This is a genomic window from Amaricoccus sp. (assembly GCF_017993425.1).
In the GTDB taxonomy this organism is placed as follows: Bacteria; Pseudomonadota; Alphaproteobacteria; order Rhodobacterales; family Rhodobacteraceae; genus Amaricoccus.
Window position 1 is genome coordinate 1 of the sequence record NZ_JAGOMQ010000060.1, and the last position, 16,889, is coordinate 16,889.

Consider the following 16,889-nt stretch of genomic DNA (forward strand, 5'->3'; position numbering starts at 1 on the left):
CTTCATCCCCCTCCCGCCCATCCGCCAACATGGACGGGCAGTGTCCGCGCCACCGCGGGCGAAGGGGGGTCAATTTTGGACGCCGATCCTCCCGCTCAGGGGGTCAACATTCCATGCCGATCCACAACGAGGAGGTCGTCGCCGTGCGGCCGCGCGACCTGCTGGTTCGGGAAGACGAGCGTCGCCGGTTCGAGGCGGAGGTGTTGCCGACCCTGCGCGTCGAGACCACTGACTTCGGAGATTTCACCGATTTCTGGCACCACGGCCGCCGATATCGCTTCACGCCGACCCAGGCCAAGGTGCTGCGCTTCCTCCACGACGCAGCACTGAGCGGGTGCCCCTGGCAGTCCGGCAAGGCGGTGCTCGCCGCGGTCGGCTCGCACTCGCTCAAGCTCGGCGACCTCTTCAAGCGCCGCCCGGAGTGGCGGGACCTGGTCGAGGGGAACGGCTGTGGTCTCTATCGTCTCGCACTTACGATGACACGCCAACGCGCGGCCTGAGCGCCCCCGGGCGCCTCGCCCCTCAGTTCTTTCCCTCCGAGCCCGCCGAACGGCGGGCTTTTTGATTCGCGGTGCCCGCCCCAGGGAGGGGTGATTCGCGGCGCGCTCCGGCGGCAGGGGCAGACGCGAGGGGAGACAGAGGGGAGACAAGGGGGAGACAGCGTCTCCCCCCGGCTTGATCCGACTCGACTTTTTCGCCCTGGCGCGTCGCCCCTGCGGGGGCCGCCATGTCCGACGACATCCAGTTTCATCCCGTTGCACTCTCTCCCGTGACGCCGACGCACGGGAGATCAACGTGGAACAGGAGCATCTGACCCAAGGGGCCCTCGCCGACCGCTGGAACATCAGCCCCCGCACACTGGAACGCTGGCGGTGGCTTGGCCAGGGGCCGCAGTACCTGAAGGTCGGCGGCCAGGTGCGCTACCGGCTCGCGGACGTCGAGGCCTACGAGCGGAACCAGCTGCGTGCAAGCACCGCCGACGGCGGGGCGCGAGTGCAGTCGAGCCTGGCGGGAGCGGCGTGATGATCGCAGTGGTCCCCCGCACCAAGCCCCGCGCGACGAAGTCCACCGGGCGCCCTCGCTCGCCGAAGCTGCGGCTCACCGAGATCGAGCTCTGCGCCTGGATCGCGCAGGCCGAGCCGGGCGCGATCCTCGAGTACCACCGCGGCTATCTCGCGCTCGACCGCACCACCTTCGGCCGCTTCGGCGACACCCCCGCCCGAGCCGCGCTCGCGCAGCTCGGCAGCCGCGCCCACGACCTCGCCGAGCGCGGGCTCGTGCACCTCGTCCAGCTCCGCCACGGGGCGGAGGACTACAGCTACCTCGCCGTCGCCCGGCCTCGTGCCAAGGGCGCGCTCCCCGATTTCGCAACCCTGACCATCACCGAGGAGGCCGCGTAAGTGAACGCCCCAGCCAATCGTCCCCAGCTCGGGGACATCCGAACCATGCCGATCGGCGAGATCGCCGCGCTTCCCGCGCCGATGCTCGCGCTCCTGCAGGAGGACGTCGAAGAGGCCGCGAAGGCAGCCCGCCACCTCGCCGACTGGCTGAACGGCGCCATCGCGCTCCGCTATGGCGATCGTGCCACCGCCGCCCGCCGCACTGAGGGCAAGGACGCCGGCACCGTCCGCATCGAGGACGGCGAGGTCACGGTGGTCGCCGACCTGCCGAAGCGGGTCGAGTGGGACCAGGAAGAGCTGGCCACGCTGGTGGCGGCGATCCGTGCCGAGGACGAGAACCCGGCAGAATTTGTCGACACGGTCTACCGGGTCTCCGAGCGCAATTACGCCGCCTGGCCGCGCCACATCCGCACCGCCTTCGAGCGGGCGCGCACCGTGAAGGCCGGCAAGCCCACCTATCGGCTGACGCTCCGGGAGGAGCGCTGAGGGCGGGCGGCGGGGCAGCCCGTACCGCGAGGGCGGGCAGGCTCCCCTTCGGCGCCCGGTCACGCCCCGTCGCTCGTCGTCCCTTTCCCCACACCCTGGAGTCCCCATGGCCCTTCGCATCATCAGCGCCGACGAGAGACTGTCGGCCGCCTCGAACAAGACCTCGTTCGCCATCTTCGGCCCGCCGGGCATCGGCAAGACCACGCTGCTTACGACGCTGCCCGAGGACGACACCGTCTGCCTCGACCTCGAGGCTGGCCTCAAGTCGGTGCAGGACTGGAAGGGGGCGAGCATCCCGGTCCGCAGCTTCGCCGACTTCCGCGACCTCGCGGTGCTGATCGGCGGCGCCGACCCGGCGCAGGACGCCGCCTCCTGGTACAGCGCGCCCCACTTCGAGCATGTGCGCGCGGCCCACCGCGACAGCGGCATCGAAGCGTTCCTCGCCACGAAGTCGATCGTTTTCGTCGACTCGATCACCGACCTGACCCGGCAGGCGATGCTCTATGCGAGGCAGCAGCCGGAGGCCATCTCCGAGCGCAGCGGCAAGCCGGACGTGCGCGGCGCCTACGGCCTCCTCGGCCGCGAGGTGATCCAGGCGCTGAAGCACCTGCAGCATGCGCCCGGCAAGACCGTGATCTTCGTCGGGGTGCTGGAGAAGGTCACCGACGAGTTCGGCACGGTCACCTGGCAGCCGCAAATGGAGGGCACCAAGGCTGCCCGCGAGCTGCCCGGCATCGTCGACCAGGTGGTCTCGATGCACCTCTTCTCAAAGGACGCCGAGGGCGCCTGGGCGCTCGACGAGCGATCCACCGAGCGCCGCCTCGTCTGCCGCGCCGGCAATCCCTACGGCCTGCCCGCCAAGGACCGCTCCGGCCGCCTCGACATGACCGAGCCGCCCGACCTCGGCCGGCTGCTCGCCAAGATCAACGCCGGCGCCACCACGCCGCGCGCGGCGTCCACCTTCTGACCCCCACCCCTGAAAGGCACTCCCCATGTACGACCTCAACGACGCCCAGCCGCAGCTCCCGCCGGTCGGCGAGCTGATCCCCGACGGCACCTTCGCGCGGGTCAGGATGACCATCCGCCCCGGCGGCCTGAACGGCGCAACCCCGGCCGATGCCGGCGTGCTCAAGGCCTCGAACTCCAGCGACGCGAAGCTCCTCGACTGCGAGTTCACCGTGGTCGAAGGCCCCTTCGCCCGGCGCAAGTTCTGGCAGACCTTCACCGTCGCCGGCGGCAAGGTCGACGAGAAGGGTCAGTCGAAGGGCTGGAACATCGCCAAGAGCGCGTTCCGGGCGATGATCGACAGCGCGCTCGGGCTCGACCCCAAGGACGAGAGCGCGGGTGCCAAGGCGAAGCGGGTGATCCAGGGGCTGAGGCAGCTCGACGGCATCGTCTTCGTCGCCCGCATCATGGTCGAGCCGGCGTCGAACGCGAACTACAAGGACGCGAACAAGCTCGCCAACGTGGTGACCCCGGACGAGCCGCAGCACGCCGCCGTGCTGCGCGGCGAGAGCGTGCCGCCCGAGCCGGTCAACGCAAAACCGCGCAAGGTCGAGGCCGCCGTCACCACCCCCGCCTGGGCGAGCCCGGCGCCGGAGGCCGGCAAGACCGGGTGGGCCGCGCCGGCGCCGTCTGCCGCCCCCGCCACGACGCCGGCCGCCGCGCCGGCGCCGACCGGGACCCCCGCCTGGCTGAAGGGCTGACCCGCACATGACCGCGGACGAGTGGCAGGCCTTCGTCACCCGCGAGGCCGCAAGGGAGATCGGCAGATGGCTCGAAGGACGTGGAAAGCTCGCGGTCCCGGTGTCGGCGCTCACGCTCGCGGACCTCGAGTCGATGGCCTCGGCGGCGATCTGCCGCTTCGTCCTCTTGGGCTCGGAGCGCATCCGGGCCCAGCCCGAGGACAGCGCGGACCTGTCGCGTCTCTTGCTGGGATAGCGCTCTGCGCGATCTGCCTCCGCGAGGCGCGGGGCTTCGGCTACCGCCGCCCGCCGCGCCGCGCGGAGCACCCCTATCACCGCTTCTGCTCGCGCCGCTGCCAGGACATCGGCGCCGCGATCGCCACAAGGACCAACGGAATGATCGACAAGACCGCCCGCGAGACCCAGGCGCTGAAGGACGCCCGCCAGGATTTCGCGGAAGCCCTGACCGCGCTCGGGCTGATGACGCCGTTCTTCGACCGCAGCCCCGCGGAGATCGACCAGCTGATCGAGGCCGCCGTCACCGGCTACGTCGAGAGCATGCAGCGCCAGGCGGCCCAGATCGAGCGCACCGGCACCACCTACGACGACCCCCTGCCATTTTAGGATGAAGAACAAGACCATGACTTCCGGAGAAATCTGGCATGACGTCCCCAGCCTCCCCGACGTGCTGGCGAGCAGCGAGGGCCGGATCATGATGATCCCCTATCGCGGCAGCATGCCGAGAGGCGGCGAGCGTCCCTACGGTGGCACTCCTACGTTCGGCGTCTGGAACAAGCAGGACGGCCGCTTCATCGTCGGCATCCGCGGACACACCTACAAGGTCGCCCGCCTCGTCGCCGAGGCGTTCCACGGACCGGCGCCTTTCGAGAACGCCGTGGTGATGCACCTCGACGAGAACGCGGCCAACAACGGAGCCGACAACCTCGCCTGGGGAACCCAGAAGGAGAATCTGAACGCCCCCGGGTTCCTGACCTACTGCCGCAGCCGCACGGGCGAGGACAGCCCTGTCGCGAAGGCGCGACGTGCGAGGGCCGCCGGATGATCGACCTGAACCACAACTCCGGCTGCCAGTACGACGGTGCGGTCGCGCTGCCCGCCACCACCGCGCTAATCGGCGCAGCGATCGACCGGGCGCTGCTGGCCCGTCAGAATGAACAGTCCCCGCGCACCTACGTCAGCACCTCCGGGCTCGGCCGCGCCTGCCTGCGCCAGATCCAGTACGACTACCTTGCGGTGCCGAAGGACGAGGGCCGCGACTTCGAGCCGCGCACCTTGCGCATCTTCGAGGCCGGCCACCGCGGCGAGGACATCGTCGCCGGATGGCTGCGGCTCGCGGGCTTCGACCTAAGGACCGAGCGCACCGACGGGCGGCAGTTCGGCTTCTCCGCCCTCGGCGGCCGGTTCAAGGGTCACATCGACGGCTGCCTCGTGGCCGGGCCGGTGCCGCTCGCCTACCCCGCGCTCTGGGAGAACAAGGCCCTCGGCGCATCGTCCTGGAAGGACGTGGTGAAGCGCGGCCTCACGCTGTCGAAGCCGGTCTACGCGGCGCAGATCGCGCTCTACCAGGCCTACCTCGAGCTCCCCAACCCGGCGCTCTTCACCGCGCTCAACCGCGACACCATGGAGCTTTATAGCGAGCTCGTCCCGTTCGACGCCGGCCTCGCGCAGACGATGAGCGACCGGGCCGTCGAAGTGGTGCGGGCCAGCGAGGCGGAGGAGCTGCTGCCGCGCGTGGCGCAGGAGCGCACCTCGGTCCTCTGCCGCGGCGGCAGGAGCGCCGGCGAGTGGCACGGCGCCTGCGCCTGGCAGGACCGCTGCTGGGGAGCCGCCGCATGATCCCCGAGGCCTACGACCTGAAGCGCCGCGTCGCGCGGCACTGGCCGCGTTTCTGGTGCGGCGAGGATTTGCGCGGGCTGATCGCCGCCCCCGTCTACCACTTCACCGACCAGGAGACGTTCGACTCCGATGAGGTCGAAGTCGCCGGTCGACGCCTGGCGGCCGGGCCACTGCAGCTGCCGCACCGGCGGGTGATCTTCGAGGTGAAGGATCGCGGGGAGGACCGCCGCGCCCTCGTCGTCTACGCCTGGGAGACGGAGGCCGGCATCGAGGCCGTCCTGCTCACTCGGCTGCGCGCATGTCGGCGGTGGACCGACGTTCTCGCGCGGGCGTCGTTCCGGGAAGCCGGCTGGGCCGAGGTCGTCGGCAACCCGCGCGGCGAACCGCTCACCGAAGAAGACCCCTACGTCCGGTGCCTGACCGGCATGGTCTGGCGGTCTCTGACGATCCTCGCCGAGGTTGGGACGACGATCGAGCAGACCGTCTCGAAGGTGCACCGCCCGAAGCTTGCCGGCGCCGGCATCCGCGGCTGGACCTGGCATCAGGTCGAGATCGCCCCGGAGCGGCTGGTCAGGACGACGACACCGCAAGGCGGAACCCACGCCAGCCCCCGGTGGCACGTCAGACGCGGCCATTGGCGCCAGCTCGGCGACGGGCGGCGCGTCTTCGTGCGCACCTGCGAGGTGGGCGATCTCGAACGCGGCGGCGTGATCAAGGACTACATCATAGGAGCCCGCGCGGCATGACCGACTTCACTCCATCCGCCGCCCAGGCCGCGGCGATCCGCGCGATCAAGGACTGGTTCGAGAACCGCACCGCCGAGAGCCAGGTCTTCCGCATGTTCGGCTATGCCGGCTCCGGAAAGAGCACGGTGCTGCGCTTCGCCCTCGACGAGCTCGGGCTCTCGCCGCACCAGGGCGAGCGCGACGGCGGCTGCGTGCCCGGTGTCGTCACCGCCACCTTCACCGGCAAGGCCGCCTACGTGCTGAAGAACAAGGGCACGCCGGCGCGCACCATCCACAGCCTGATCTACAGCGTGCTCGAGGCGACCGAGGAGGAGGTCGAGGCCGCGGCGAAGAAGGTGCGCGAGGCCGAGGCCGGCGTCCGCAGCCTGGCCGGCTTCGAGCGCACCGCCGCGGAGGCCGGCATCGAGGCGATGCGCCAGGCGCTCAGCCAGATGAAGAAGCCGCGCTTCGCGCTGAATCCGCAGAGCGACGCGGCGGACGCGAAGCTCATCGTGCTCGACGAGGTGTCGATGGTCGGCGAGGAGATGGCCCGCGACCTGATGAGCTTCGGCAAGCCGATCCTGGTGCTCGGCGACCCCGGGCAGCTGCCGCCGATCAAGGGCGAAGGCGCCTTCACCCGCGACGCCCCCGACGTGATGCTGACCGAGATCCACCGCCAGGCGGCGGAGAGCGCCATCATCCGCCTCGCCACCATGGCGCGGCAGGGCGAGCCGATCGGCTTCGGCGAGTATGACCGCTCCGTCGCCAAGATGCGCAAGGGCGACGTGACGCCGAGCCAGGCGCTGCGCTCGGGGCAGCTGATCTGCGGCATGAACGCGACCCGCCTCCAGCTCAACAACGCCATGCGCGCGGCCGCTGGGTATGGCGCGGGCATGCTCCCCTCCGGCCCGGGCGAGAAGATCATCTGCCTGAAGAACCAGAACGACATCGGGCTGATCAACGGCATGTTCCTCACCCTCGAGGACGTCGTCGACGAGGGGAGCCTCTACTTCTCGGCGGTGGTCCGGGCTGAGGACGGCGCGCTGGTCCAGCCGCCCGATGCACACGGCAGGTCGGGGCGGCTCCGGATCTACAAGGGGCACTTCGAGGACCACCTCGATTTCAACCGCGAGCGCCACGACCGCGACTGGAAGCAGAAGAAGCAGCTGACCGAGGCCACCTTCGGCTGGGCGATCACCGCCCACAAGGCGCAGGGCTCGCAGTGGGAGAACGTGATCGTCTGGGACGACGGGCTCGGGCGCAGCGAGCTCGATCGCCGCCGCTGGCTCTACACCGCCATCACCCGGGCCGAGCAGGGCCTGGTCATCCTCGCCTGAGGGCCGGAACGTGATCGACCTGAACGACGTCTGGACGCCGCCGCCGCGCATCGACCTCGGCGCGGTCAAGGCGCAGCTGGCGGCGACCGCCCCCGACTGGCTGCCCGACCTGTTCGCACAGGCGCGGCTGTCGCCCGACCGGCGAACCCTGCGCTGCGCCGACCTCTCGGGGCGGCCGCCGCGCAAGGAGGGCTCCTGCGTCATCCATCTCGACGGGCCCTATGCGGGCTGGGGCTTCGACTTCTCGACCGGCGAGCGCGCCGGGCCGATCGACCTGATCTATCACGGCACCGGGCTGACCGACGCCGCGCTCTTCGAGGAGGCGGCCCGGCTGGCGCGCATGGACCGCCCGGCGCCGCCCCGGCAGGCCCGCCCGAAGGTCGACCACACACTGGAGGTCCGCCGCATCCTCGACGGCTGCCTGCCCCTCGCCGGCAGCCCCGCCGAGACCTACCTTCGGAGCCGCGGTCTCTCTGACCCGGCCGCGTCTGACCTGCTCTACCACCCCGACCTGACCGACTACGATGGCGCACGGGGGTGGCCCGGCATGGTGGCGGTCCCGCGCGGCGCCGATGGCGCACCGGTCGGCGGCATCCACCGCACGTTCCTGCTCGACGACGGGTCGGGCAAGGCGCCCGCGGACAGGAAGATGCTGGGCTCGGTCGGGGACGGCGCGGTGCGGCTGTTCCCGCTCGGCGCCGATGGTCACCTCGGCATCGCCGAGGGGATCGAGACGGCGCTCGCGGCGCAGTCGATGTTCGGGGTGCCCGTCTGGGCCGCGCTCGCCGCCGATGGCGTCCGCCGCTGGCGCTGGCCGGCCGGCGTCACCGAGGTGACGATCTTCGCCGACGCCGGGGGCGCCGGCCGCCAGGCCGCCGCCGGCCTCGCGGATCGGCTGAACGACGCCGACATCCCGAACCGGACCGTCACGCCGCTGCATGGCGACGACTTCAACGACGACCTCAAGCGCGGCGCCGCCGCCTCGGACTACGCGCTGGCGTCGGGCGGTTCGGACGAGGTGCTCGCCATCGACGCGTCGGGGCCAGTCTCCACGGCGGACGATTCGAACGTCGCCACACTCGATGCCGAGCTCCAAGCCGCGGCGGAGGCGCTGACCAATCCGCCCGACGTGACCGCGCTCGGCATGCTTCTCGGGCGCGTCGTCCTCGCCCGGCTCGACCCGCTGCCCGAGCGGCAGGTGCTTGCGCGCATCAAGGCCCGGACGGGTATTGCGGTTGCCGTGCTCGACAAGCAGATCGCCGAGCTGCGCCGCCGGCTGAACACGACCGGCGACCTCAGCCATCGCGTGATCCGTCCGGCCTGGTCACACAAGCTCCGGCTCGATCTCGCCGGCCAGCCCGAGCGCAACGAGGCCAACGTCATCACCGCGCTCGGCTGCGACGAGGCCTTCGCCGGCGCCATCGTGTTCGACGAATTCCGCCAGGAGATTCTCGTGACCCGCCCCCTGCCCTGGGACGCGTCCGACGAGACCGCGCCTCGCCCTTGGACCGATGGCGACGATGTGCGCGCGGCGGAATGGCTGCAGCGCCGCGAGTTGAACGTGACCCCGATGACCGTCAGCCGCAGCGTCGCCGCCGTGGCGCACGAGATCACCGTGCATCCGGTGCGCGACCATCTTGGTGCGCTTGCCTGGGATGGCGTGCCGCGCATCGAGACCTGGACCTGCCGCTACCTCGGCGCCGCGGACACCGCGTTCAACCGATCGGCCGGCGCACTCTGGCTGATCTCCGCGGTCGCGCGCATCTTCCGACCCGGCGTCAAGGCCGACCACATGCTGGTGCTCGAGGGCCCGCAGGGCGCACGCAAGTCCACCGCATTGAAGATCCTCGCCGGCGAGGACTGGTTCACCGACGAGCTGCCCGACCTCGGCACCAAGGACGCCGCCATGCACATGCAGGGCGTCTGGATCATCGAGATCGCCGAGCTCGACGCCATCTCCAAGGCCGAGGTCTCGCGCATCAAGGCGTTCCTCTCCCGCACCACCGACCGGTTTCGCCCGCCCTACGGCCGCTACACCATCGAGGTGCCGCGCCAGTGCGTCTTCGCCGGCACCGTGAACCCCGACACCTATCTGCGCGACGAGACCGGCAACCGCCGCTTCTGGCCGGTCCGCTGCGGCACGATCGACATCGAAGCACTCGCCCGCGATCGCGACCAGCTCTGGGCCGAGGCGGTCGCCCGGTTCCGAGCCGGTGCGATCTGGTGGCTGGACACGCCCGAGCTCATCGCCGCCGCCACGTCCGAGCAGGAGAAGCGTTACCAGGCCGACGCCTGGGATGATCTCATCGAGCGCTGGCTGTCTAACGAGGTGCGGACGACCGGCGGCGGATATCCGGGTTACGAGCCGCCCGTGAAGGAAACCGTCCTGCGCGTTGCACCACTCGTCGATGTCTCCATCGGCGAGATCCTCGAGCAGGCGATCGGCATCGAACCGGCCCGCTGGACCAAGGGTGACCAGATGAGGGTGGGCGCTTATCTCAGGGCCAAGGGCTGGGTACGGTACCGCCATCGACAAGAAGGTGGTCGCAAGGCCCCACGCGAGTGGCGGTTCAAACGCGACCCCGAGTAATCCAGTCGATCCGCTCTTGTTTCACCGGCGCGCGGCAAACCTGCCGCGCGTCTTCGTTTTCGGTGTCCCCACCTGCTGTCGGTGACCCTACCTGGCCCTCAGGTGAGGACACGAAAACTCGAAGCAAAAACAACGGTGTCCCCACCTCGTGGCCGTGTCCCTACCTATTTCCCTACCTTTCGTGTGGGAACATGAATATCGGTCGATATACGTTCCCTATATGAAAAGAGTAGAAATCCGTCGAAAGTCGCGAGGTAGGGACACGGCAGGTTAATGCATTGATAAATATGCAAAATCCGTGGCCCTACCTTATTGAAAGGTAGAGACACCGGGCCGAGGTAGGGACACGCGGGACAATCGCGTCGGGCGGGCGCTGTCGGCATCCCTTTTCGGTTGCGATGAGGGCGGGCGGTAGCTACATCTTGTGGCGACCAAAGCCGAAGGCCCACGATCCGTGAGCCTTCACCATGCAGAACCTCTCAACGGCCCTGGCGCCGCCGATCGACGCCAACCGCGCGCTTGAGTGCGCGGCTTCGGATCAGGCCATCCTCGCCCTCGACCTCGGGACCACGACCGGCTGGGCGCTGCGCACGCACGACGGCCTGATCGCCAGCGGCACGGTGTCGTTCCGCCCCAGCCGCTACGACGGCGGCGGCATGCGCTATCTGCGCTTCACCAACTGGCTGATCGCGCTCGACCAGCTGAGCGGACCGATCGCGGCGATCTGGTACGAAGAGGTCAGGCGACATGCGGGCACCGACGCCGCCCACGTCTATGGCGGTCTGATGGCGACGCTGACCGCGTGGGCCGAACTCCGCGGCGTGCCCTATCAGGGCGTGCCGGTCGGCACGATCAAGCGCCACGCCACCGGTCAGGGCAACGCCGGGAAGCCGGCGATGATTGCCGCCGCCCGTGCGCGTGGCTTCAACCCCACCGACGACAATGAGGCGGACGCGCTGGCGATCCTCATCTGGGCGCTCGACACCCGCGGCGGTGTGCGTTGAGGGGCGAGGCGATGCTGCGGCAGGCAGCGCGGGTGGTTGGCCAGCGGCGTCGCGCCTACGGCGATCCGGCCGCGTCGATGGCGGCCGTCGCCGCCCGCTGGTCGGTCACCCTCGGACGTCCGGTGACGCCGGCGCAGGTGGTCCTCTGCCTGATCGACCTGAAGCTCGCGCGGCTCGGCCACGATCCGGCGCACGCGGACTCGATCCTCGACGTCGCCGGCTATGCCGCCGTGCTGCAGGAGGTGCGGCCGTGACCGCGATGCGTTTCCACGCCCGCGGCTACGGCGGTGAGCGCCGCAGCCCCGACGAGGTCAAGCGGGACGGCTGGCGCGAGCAGGGTGTGCTGGCGGTCGCGGTCGACGACCAGCGGTTGAGCTGGCCGGAGCGCGAACTCGTCCGCCAGCTCGGCGAGCGGCTTTACGGGAAGCGCCCGGAGGCCGCCCATGGCTGAGTGGACGCGCGACATGGTCGAGGAGCGGATCGTCGAGGCCGCCGACGTGCTGAAGCAGCTGCCGCCGGTTCGCCTCAGCGGCTACTTCAGCACCTGGCCCGAGATCCTGCGCAGCTTCGGGGACCGGGTGGGCGCGCACCCAGTGCCGATGCGCCGACCTCCGCCCAGCCCCGCCGCCATTAGCCGCATGGAGGAGACGATCACCTGGAACCGCTTCCTCGAGCGCGACGAGTCCCATCTGATGTGGGCGCGCGTCGAAGGCACGCCGTGGAAGCATCTCTGCTATCGGTTCGGTATCAGCCGCCCCACCGCGCACCGGCGCTATGACTACGCGCTCAGCGTCATCGCCTGGCGGCTTAACGGCCGGCAGGTCCACCATCGCCGCGGGCGGCGGTTCGTGGTCGCGCGCGCCGGATGACGCGGGCCGGCTGGAGGTCAGACGACGAGGTCGTGGATCTCCGGCCGGATCGCCGTGGCGGTCAGGTCGACCGTCGCCAGCGTGACCGGCAAGCGGAAGCGGCGCGGACCGGCGCTACCGGGATTGAGGTAGACCACGCCATCCGCGGTCTCGATCGTCGGCTGGTGCGAATGGCCCGACACGACCATGCCGAAGCCGGCGGCGACGGGGTCGAGGTTCAGCTCCCCGCGGTCGTGGATGACGTAGAGCGTGCGACCCGCGAGCGTCACTACCTCCCACGGCGCGAATGCCCGGGCCCACGGCTGCGTGTCGACGTTGCCGCGGATCGCGGTGAGCGGTGCGATCTCCGCCAGCCGCGGCACGATCTCCGGGCTGCCGATGTCGCCGGCGTGGATGATGTGCGCGACGCCGGCGAGCCGCGCTAGCGCCTCGGGTCGCAGCAGCCCATGAGTGTCGGAGATGACGCCAATCCGCATCGTCGCTCCGCGCCCAGTCCGCCCGCCCTCTGTCAAGCGAAATCGTCTTCGTGAGACATCGAGAGTTGAGACACCGGGAGGGATTCACTTCGAAGGCGAAACGCCGTAGAAACGGATCATGCTCGGAAATGTGCGAGCGCGGCGCGGGAGGCTGAGGGACGGAGACGGCGACGGATCGGAGATCGGTTCTCGCGCTGCCTTTGCCTACCAATCGCCTGAAGCAAACTGTGAGCGTCGCGCTCTAACCCGCTGATTGTACGGTTCCTTTCCGGAGGAAATCGTATGCTGGCGGGCGAAGCGCGACAGTTCGCCAGCGACAGCCGCGAAATTTTGGGAAGCCACCCGGAATCCGGAATCCGCCGGCTCGCCTGATACCTTCGACAAAACAAAGACTTCCACCCTTCCGGGGGTGGCTTCCGCTGGACCCCTGAAGGAGTCCACCGGACCCAGTGGAATCCAGCGCGGAGTCCACCCTCGGGAGTCCACCCGGCCTCCGCCGTCCTGCCCACAAGGTGCCGACCATGACCCTGAGCTTCGCTCCGGAGCGCATCGAGCAGTGGCCGCTCGAGCGCCTGAAGCCCTATGCCCGGAACGCGAAGACCCACGGGGCGGACCAGGTCGCGAAGATCGCCGCCTCCATGGCGAAGTTCGGCTGGACGAACCCGGTGCTGGTCGGGAGCGACGGCGAGGTGATCGCTGGCCACGGCCGCATCCTCGCCGCCGCCGAGCTCGGCCTGACCGAAGCGCCGGTGATCGTGCTCGACCACCTGACCAAGGAAGAGCGGCAGGCGTACCGCATCAGCGACAACAAACTGACCGAACTCGGGGCATGGGACGAGGCGCTGCTCGCTGCCGAGCTGCAGGCGCTGGCGGCCGACGACTTCGACCTGTCGCTCACCGGCTTCTCCGACGCAGAGCTCGACCAGCTGCTCGCCATGGACGTCGGCGGCGGCGAGACCACGGAGGGGCCGAGCGTTCCCCCGGTCGTGGTGCCCGAGCCGCCGCGCAACCCGGCGTCGCGGACCGGCGATCTCTGGATCCTCGGCGACCACCGGCTGCTCTGCGGCGACAGCACGAGTGCCGCCGACGTGCGGCGGCTGATGAACGGCGAGCGGGCGGCGCTGTTCGCGACCGATCCACCCTACCTCGTCGACTACGACGGCTCGAACCATCCGACCCGCAACAAGGACTGGTCGCCGAGCTACGGCGTCACCTGGGACGACAGCTCGCAGGGCGCCGAGCTCTATGACGGGTTCATCGCCGCCGCCGTGTCCGAGGCGATCGCCGAGGACGCCGCCTGGTACTGCTGGCATGCCTCGCGGCGCCAGGCGATGCTGGAGGCCTGCTGGGAGAAGGCGGGCGCCTTCGTGCACCAGCAGATCATCTGGGTGAAGGACCGCGGCGTCCTCACCCGCTCGCACTACCTCTGGAAGCACGAGCCCTGCTTCATGGGCTGGGTGAGGCCGCACCGGCCGCCGAAGGTCGCCGACGAGACGCTGGCGTCCACATGGGTGATCCCGAGCCTCGCCGGCGAGGAGCGCCCCGACCACCCGACGCCGAAGCCGCTCGACTGCTTCGCGATCCCGATGCGCCAGCACGTGGCGCGCGGCGGCATCTGCTACGAGCCGTTCTCGGGTTCCGGCTCGCAGATCATGGCCGGCGAGGCGACCGGGCGGCGGGCGTTCGCGATGGAGATCAGCCCGGCCTACGTCGACGTGGCGGTGGAGCGCTGGCAGGCGGAGACCGGGCGCGACGCGGTGCTCGACGGCGACGGCCGCGGCTTCGCCGCGGTGAAGGCGGAGCGGCTGGGCGCGGACGCATCGGAGGGCGACTCGGAAGCCACCGCCGAGGCGAAGCCCGCCCGCCGGCGCAAGTCCGCCGCTGCGTGAAGCCCCATGCGCATCCTCGTTGCCTGCGAGTTCTCGGGAGTGGTCCGCGATGCCTTCCGGGCGCGCGGCCACGACGCGGTGTCCTGCGACCTGCTGCCGAGCGAGCGGCCAGGCCCGCACGTCGTCGGCGACGTGCGGGCCATCCTGCACGACGGCTGGGATCTGCTGATCGCGCACCCGCCCTGCACGTTCCTGGCGAACAGCGGCGCCAAGCATCTCTACCTCGGGTGCCGCCGGGAGAACGGCGCCGCCGGCGACCGCTGGGCCAACCTCGGGCACGCCGCGGCGTTCTTCCTCGCGATGCTGCGGGCGCCGATCCCGCGGATCGCGGTCGAGAACCCGATCATGCTCGGGCACGTGCGGCGGCTCTTCGACATCCCGGCGCCGTCGCAGACGATCCAGCCGTGGGGGTTCGGGCACCCGGAAACGAAGGCGACCTGCCTGTGGCTGAAGGGACTGCCGCGGCTCGTGCCGACGTCGATCGTCGCCGGCCGGGATGCGCGGGTGCATCGCGAGCCGCCGGGGCCCGAGCGCTGGCGGAACCGGAGCCGGACCTATCCGGGCATCGCCGCGGCGATGGCGGAGCAGTGGGCGGCGCCTGAACGGGAACCGCCGCCCTCGCAGGCGGCGGGTCTTCGCGGCGCTGTTCAGGCCGCGCCGGGCGGGTCGGGATCGATCGCCTCGATGCTCTCGACGACCGGCGGGAAAGGCGCGTCGGCGTCGAACCACGAAGTCGCGGTCTCGATGCGGACGAGGTCGGGCCAGCGCTGCGAATGGTCCGCCGGGTAGTAGCCGAGGTGCATCGCGGCCACGAACTCGGAGGCGACCACGCCGGCCCGCTCCCGGACGTCGGTCTCGACGATCAGCGTGGCGTGGTGCTCACAGTCGTAGGCGTGAACCCGGAAGAGCGCCATGATCACTCGGGCTCCCTGAGCGCGAGGCAGGCCGCGCGCCAGTCCACCCCGCCGTCGTCGAGCGCGGCACGCAGCTCGGTGATGAGGCGCCATGGCACGCGCGCCTCGTAGACTTGCTCGTGCTTGCGCGCCGGCGGGTATGCCGCCAGCTGCAGCGCGATCGCGAGGATGCGATGCCGCGGGTCCGTGCGGTCGGCGGGGCTCAAAGCCCCGCCTCCTGCGTCGCCGGGTCGTCCGAGATGCGGTAGACGCGGGTTCCCTCGACCTTCTCGGAGGTGACGGTAAGCCCGAGCTTCTTCTTCAGCGCCCCGGCGAAGGCTCCGCGAATCGTGTGAGGCGCCCACGCGAGGGCCTCGACGATCTGAGCGATGGTGGCGCCCTCCTTGCGGCGGAGCATCGCGATCAGCTGCGCCTGCTTGGTGCCGCCGCGGGTCTTCGGCGCAGGCGCGACGTCCGCGCCCGTGGGCGCGGTCGTCTTCAGCCGGCCCCGGCGCTTCAGGGTCGCCTCGACCGGCGCCTCGTCGGCGCCCGTGGGCGCGCCCGCGGCCGGCTCGCCCGCCGAGTTCGTGCCCTCGTTGAAGGCGTAGGGGACGGCGCCGGGCTCGACTGGCGCCGTCGCGGCCTGCGGCTCGTCCGGCGTCACGGGCAACTCGATGCCGATCGCGTCAGCGCCGGCGGCGGTCATGAAGAGCAGGACCCCGCGGCTGTCCGGCTCGGGGAGGTTGCGCCAGACCCGGTTCATCGCCGCGTCGGCCTTGCGCGGGCTGTCGGTGATCTCCTCGCGGATCAGCCCGCGGGAGAGCAGCGCGGCCACCACCTTACTGGCGGCGCCGCCGCGCAGCGAGCCGGGCAGCGGCAGCACGTTGCCGTCGGCGCGCTGCGCCGCGGCGGAGAGGATGATCGACTGGGTGTCGGAGAGCTTGGTCATCGGGTGGTTCCCTTGCCACGAGGCCGGGACCATCCCGGACCTTCTACGACCCCGAGCCGCGCTTGCCCGTGGGTGCGCGGCGGAGGCGGAAGGGCCGCGATCAGTAGGGAAGCTCGGCCATGATCGCGTAGTGGTTGGCGAAGCCGGTCAGGTAGGGGAGCCCCTTCGGGATCCCGGTCTCGCGGCTGGTCCTGCGGTCGATGCGCCAGCCCATCCAGCGGGCGATGGCGGTGTCGATCGCTTCCTTGAGCGTGTCGCCGCGGACGAGCTCGCCCGCGACGTCGTCGGCGAAGTGGCGGCCGTGGCGGGAGTCGAGGAAGTCGCGCACTCCCTCGGGCGAGGCGGTGGTGACCTCGGCGATCCGGCGGGAGGCGTTCGCCCATGCCTTGGCGGGGTCGGCGGCGGGGTCGTTCTCGATGCGGCTGATGGTGCCCCAGAAGCCCCATTCGAGGTTGGCGCTGGGCAGGATGGTGATGGTCATCGTGGTCTCCGGTTGGCGTCTGCTTGACACCACACATGCTCGGTTCCGCGAACAATCCAAGCGGATAAGTGGATCATATCATTGCTAATTCGAGGCCGCGATGCAGGGCATGAGCGAGCGCGTGTCAATCGGCGCGCAAACTCGACCCCCGATCGGCGTCCAATTTTAACCCCCTTGTCCAGTTAGAGAGACGGGCCTGACGCGCGGGAGCTATCCTACGGCGCAGGCGCGTCAGGCCCGTCTCTGGG

23 protein-coding genes are annotated in these 16,889 nt (G+C 70.4%); 19 read left to right on the top strand and 4 right to left on the bottom strand.

Annotated elements, in window-relative coordinates; genetic code table 11:
* The first annotated feature begins 113 nt into the window (after positions 1 to 113).
* The 17 genes from KBB57_RS18540 (at position 114) to KBB57_RS18620 (ending at position 11,953) form a co-directional block, all read left to right on the top strand.
* Entirely contained in the window at positions 114 to 500 is a 387-nt protein-coding gene (locus tag KBB57_RS18540) for a hypothetical protein (RefSeq protein ID WP_290753493.1), read from the top strand.
* A 295-nt stretch (positions 501 to 795) separates the two neighbouring features.
* Positions 796 to 1,023: a helix-turn-helix domain-containing protein gene (locus tag KBB57_RS18545; RefSeq protein WP_290753495.1), complete on the top strand. Its 228-nt coding sequence runs from the start codon at positions 796 to 798 to the stop codon at positions 1,021 to 1,023.
* Positions 1,023 to 1,400 (top strand): hypothetical protein, encoded by a 378-nt coding sequence (locus KBB57_RS18550; RefSeq protein ID WP_290753496.1) that lies wholly within the window; start codon positions 1,023 to 1,025, stop codon positions 1,398 to 1,400. Before KBB57_RS18545 ends, KBB57_RS18550 begins: the two co-directional genes overlap by 1 nt.
* Positions 1,401 to 1,445: 45 nt before the next feature.
* Complete coding sequence (locus KBB57_RS18555; RefSeq protein ID WP_290753497.1) at positions 1,446 to 1,886, top strand: hypothetical protein; 441 nt, start codon at positions 1,446 to 1,448, stop codon at positions 1,884 to 1,886.
* A 106-nt stretch (positions 1,887 to 1,992) separates the two neighbouring features.
* Positions 1,993 to 2,853 carry an ATP-binding protein gene (locus KBB57_RS18560; RefSeq protein ID WP_290753499.1) on the top strand — a complete coding sequence of 287 codons (861 nt, stop codon included), beginning with the start codon at positions 1,993 to 1,995 and terminating at the stop codon, positions 2,851 to 2,853.
* A 25-nt stretch (positions 2,854 to 2,878) separates the two neighbouring features.
* A complete protein-coding gene (locus KBB57_RS18565) occupies positions 2,879 to 3,592 on the top strand; it encodes a hypothetical protein (protein ID WP_290753500.1) in 714 nt (237 codons plus the stop codon).
* A gap of 7 nt (positions 3,593 to 3,599) precedes the next feature.
* Positions 3,600 to 3,827: a hypothetical protein gene (locus tag KBB57_RS18570; RefSeq protein WP_290753501.1), complete on the top strand. Its 228-nt coding sequence runs from the start codon at positions 3,600 to 3,602 to the stop codon at positions 3,825 to 3,827.
* A 140-nt stretch (positions 3,828 to 3,967) separates the two neighbouring features.
* On the top strand, positions 3,968 to 4,195 hold the full coding sequence (locus tag KBB57_RS18575; RefSeq protein ID WP_290753502.1) for a DUF6511 domain-containing protein: 228 nt from the start codon (positions 3,968 to 3,970) through the stop codon (positions 4,193 to 4,195).
* A 16-nt stretch (positions 4,196 to 4,211) separates the two neighbouring features.
* Positions 4,212 to 4,634 carry an HNH endonuclease signature motif containing protein gene (locus KBB57_RS18580; RefSeq protein ID WP_290753503.1) on the top strand — a complete coding sequence of 141 codons (423 nt, stop codon included), beginning with the start codon at positions 4,212 to 4,214 and terminating at the stop codon, positions 4,632 to 4,634.
* On the top strand, positions 4,631 to 5,428 hold the full coding sequence (locus KBB57_RS18585; RefSeq protein ID WP_290753504.1) for a hypothetical protein: 798 nt from the start codon (positions 4,631 to 4,633) through the stop codon (positions 5,426 to 5,428). The genes KBB57_RS18580 and KBB57_RS18585 overlap by 4 nt, the downstream gene beginning before the upstream one ends.
* Positions 5,425 to 6,174 (top strand): hypothetical protein, encoded by a 750-nt coding sequence (locus KBB57_RS18590; RefSeq protein ID WP_290753505.1) that lies wholly within the window; start codon positions 5,425 to 5,427, stop codon positions 6,172 to 6,174. The genes KBB57_RS18585 and KBB57_RS18590 overlap by 4 nt, the downstream gene beginning before the upstream one ends.
* Positions 6,171 to 7,490: an ATP-dependent RecD-like DNA helicase gene (locus KBB57_RS18595; RefSeq protein ID WP_290753506.1), complete on the top strand. Its 1,320-nt coding sequence runs from the start codon at positions 6,171 to 6,173 to the stop codon at positions 7,488 to 7,490. The genes KBB57_RS18590 and KBB57_RS18595 overlap by 4 nt, the downstream gene beginning before the upstream one ends.
* Positions 7,491 to 7,500: 10 nt before the next feature.
* Positions 7,501 to 10,080: a VapE domain-containing protein gene (locus tag KBB57_RS18600; protein ID WP_290753508.1), complete on the top strand. Its 2,580-nt coding sequence runs from the start codon at positions 7,501 to 7,503 to the stop codon at positions 10,078 to 10,080.
* 467 nt (positions 10,081 to 10,547) lie between these two features.
* Positions 10,548 to 11,084, top strand: coding sequence for a hypothetical protein (locus KBB57_RS18605; RefSeq protein WP_290753510.1), 537 nt, complete (start codon positions 10,548 to 10,550; stop codon positions 11,082 to 11,084).
* An 11-nt stretch (positions 11,085 to 11,095) separates the two neighbouring features.
* Positions 11,096 to 11,338: a DUF6378 domain-containing protein gene (locus KBB57_RS18610; protein WP_290753512.1), complete on the top strand. Its 243-nt coding sequence runs from the start codon at positions 11,096 to 11,098 to the stop codon at positions 11,336 to 11,338.
* A gap of 5 nt (positions 11,339 to 11,343) precedes the next feature.
* A complete protein-coding gene (locus KBB57_RS18615) occupies positions 11,344 to 11,535 on the top strand; it encodes a hypothetical protein (RefSeq protein ID WP_290753527.1) in 192 nt (63 codons plus the stop codon).
* A complete protein-coding gene (locus tag KBB57_RS18620; protein WP_290753514.1) occupies positions 11,528 to 11,953 on the top strand; it encodes a DUF6362 family protein in 426 nt (141 codons plus the stop codon). Before KBB57_RS18615 ends, KBB57_RS18620 begins: the two co-directional genes overlap by 8 nt.
* 17 nt (positions 11,954 to 11,970) lie before the next feature.
* On the opposite strand, the gene KBB57_RS18625 is transcribed toward KBB57_RS18620, so the two are convergent.
* Positions 11,971 to 12,429, bottom strand: coding sequence for a metallophosphoesterase family protein (locus KBB57_RS18625; protein WP_290753516.1), 459 nt, complete (start codon positions 12,427 to 12,429; stop codon positions 11,971 to 11,973).
* Between the two features lie 521 nt (positions 12,430 to 12,950).
* Here KBB57_RS18625 and KBB57_RS18630 point away from each other — a divergent pair.
* Complete coding sequence (locus tag KBB57_RS18630; RefSeq protein ID WP_290753518.1) at positions 12,951 to 14,318, top strand: ParB N-terminal domain-containing protein; 1,368 nt, start codon at positions 12,951 to 12,953, stop codon at positions 14,316 to 14,318.
* A gap of 6 nt (positions 14,319 to 14,324) precedes the next feature.
* A complete protein-coding gene (locus KBB57_RS18635; protein ID WP_367272721.1) occupies positions 14,325 to 15,107 on the top strand; it encodes a hypothetical protein in 783 nt (260 codons plus the stop codon).
* 127 nt (positions 15,108 to 15,234) lie between these two features.
* Here KBB57_RS18635 and KBB57_RS18640 read toward each other — a convergent pair whose 3' ends face one another.
* The 3 genes from KBB57_RS18640 to KBB57_RS18650 all read right to left on the bottom strand — a co-directional run bounded on the left by KBB57_RS18640 (position 15,235) and on the right by KBB57_RS18650 (position 16,641).
* Positions 15,235 to 15,438: a hypothetical protein gene (locus tag KBB57_RS18640; RefSeq protein ID WP_290753520.1), complete on the bottom strand. Its 204-nt coding sequence runs from the start codon at positions 15,436 to 15,438 to the stop codon at positions 15,235 to 15,237.
* A complete protein-coding gene (locus KBB57_RS18645; RefSeq protein WP_290753529.1) occupies positions 15,435 to 16,160 on the bottom strand; it encodes a DUF3489 domain-containing protein in 726 nt (241 codons plus the stop codon). Before KBB57_RS18645 ends, KBB57_RS18640 begins: the two co-directional genes overlap by 4 nt.
* A gap of 100 nt (positions 16,161 to 16,260) precedes the next feature.
* Positions 16,261 to 16,641: a hypothetical protein gene (locus KBB57_RS18650; RefSeq protein ID WP_290753525.1), complete on the bottom strand. Its 381-nt coding sequence runs from the start codon at positions 16,639 to 16,641 to the stop codon at positions 16,261 to 16,263.
* Positions 16,642 to 16,889 lie beyond the last annotated feature (248 nt).

What these genes read in the sequence shown, in the direction of transcription:
- KBB57_RS18605 (WP_290753510.1), top strand. Translation starts at nt 10,548, where the DNA reads ATGCAGAACCTCTCAACGGCCCTGGCGCCGCCGATCGACGCCAACCGC.
- KBB57_RS18625 (WP_290753516.1), bottom strand. Translation starts at nt 12,429, where the DNA reads ATGCGGATTGGCGTCATCTCCGACACTCATGGGCTGCTGCGACCCGAG.
- KBB57_RS18555 (WP_290753497.1), top strand. Translation starts at nt 1,446, where the DNA reads ATGCCGATCGGCGAGATCGCCGCGCTTCCCGCGCCGATGCTCGCGCTC.
- KBB57_RS18580 (WP_290753503.1), top strand. Translation starts at nt 4,212, where the DNA reads ATGACTTCCGGAGAAATCTGGCATGACGTCCCCAGCCTCCCCGACGTG.
- KBB57_RS18550 (WP_290753496.1), top strand. Translation starts at nt 1,023, where the DNA reads ATGATCGCAGTGGTCCCCCGCACCAAGCCCCGCGCGACGAAGTCCACC.
- KBB57_RS18595 (WP_290753506.1), top strand. Translation starts at nt 6,171, where the DNA reads ATGACCGACTTCACTCCATCCGCCGCCCAGGCCGCGGCGATCCGCGCG.
- KBB57_RS18650 (WP_290753525.1), bottom strand. Translation starts at nt 16,641, where the DNA reads ATGACCATCACCATCCTGCCCAGCGCCAACCTCGAATGGGGCTTCTGG.
- KBB57_RS18540 (WP_290753493.1), top strand. Translation starts at nt 114, where the DNA reads ATGCCGATCCACAACGAGGAGGTCGTCGCCGTGCGGCCGCGCGACCTG.
- KBB57_RS18645 (WP_290753529.1), bottom strand. Translation starts at nt 16,160, where the DNA reads ATGACCAAGCTCTCCGACACCCAGTCGATCATCCTCTCCGCCGCGGCG.
- KBB57_RS18565 (WP_290753500.1), top strand. Translation starts at nt 2,879, where the DNA reads ATGTACGACCTCAACGACGCCCAGCCGCAGCTCCCGCCGGTCGGCGAG.
- KBB57_RS18615 (WP_290753527.1), top strand. Translation starts at nt 11,344, where the DNA reads ATGCGTTTCCACGCCCGCGGCTACGGCGGTGAGCGCCGCAGCCCCGAC.
- KBB57_RS18610 (WP_290753512.1), top strand. Translation starts at nt 11,096, where the DNA reads ATGCTGCGGCAGGCAGCGCGGGTGGTTGGCCAGCGGCGTCGCGCCTAC.
- KBB57_RS18575 (WP_290753502.1), top strand. Translation starts at nt 3,968, where the DNA reads ATGATCGACAAGACCGCCCGCGAGACCCAGGCGCTGAAGGACGCCCGC.
- KBB57_RS18630 (WP_290753518.1), top strand. Translation starts at nt 12,951, where the DNA reads ATGACCCTGAGCTTCGCTCCGGAGCGCATCGAGCAGTGGCCGCTCGAG.
- KBB57_RS18585 (WP_290753504.1), top strand. Translation starts at nt 4,631, where the DNA reads ATGATCGACCTGAACCACAACTCCGGCTGCCAGTACGACGGTGCGGTC.
- KBB57_RS18590 (WP_290753505.1), top strand. Translation starts at nt 5,425, where the DNA reads ATGATCCCCGAGGCCTACGACCTGAAGCGCCGCGTCGCGCGGCACTGG.
- KBB57_RS18620 (WP_290753514.1), top strand. Translation starts at nt 11,528, where the DNA reads ATGGCTGAGTGGACGCGCGACATGGTCGAGGAGCGGATCGTCGAGGCC.
- KBB57_RS18570 (WP_290753501.1), top strand. Translation starts at nt 3,600, where the DNA reads ATGACCGCGGACGAGTGGCAGGCCTTCGTCACCCGCGAGGCCGCAAGG.
- KBB57_RS18560 (WP_290753499.1), top strand. Translation starts at nt 1,993, where the DNA reads ATGGCCCTTCGCATCATCAGCGCCGACGAGAGACTGTCGGCCGCCTCG.
- KBB57_RS18635 (WP_367272721.1), top strand. Translation starts at nt 14,325, where the DNA reads ATGCGCATCCTCGTTGCCTGCGAGTTCTCGGGAGTGGTCCGCGATGCC.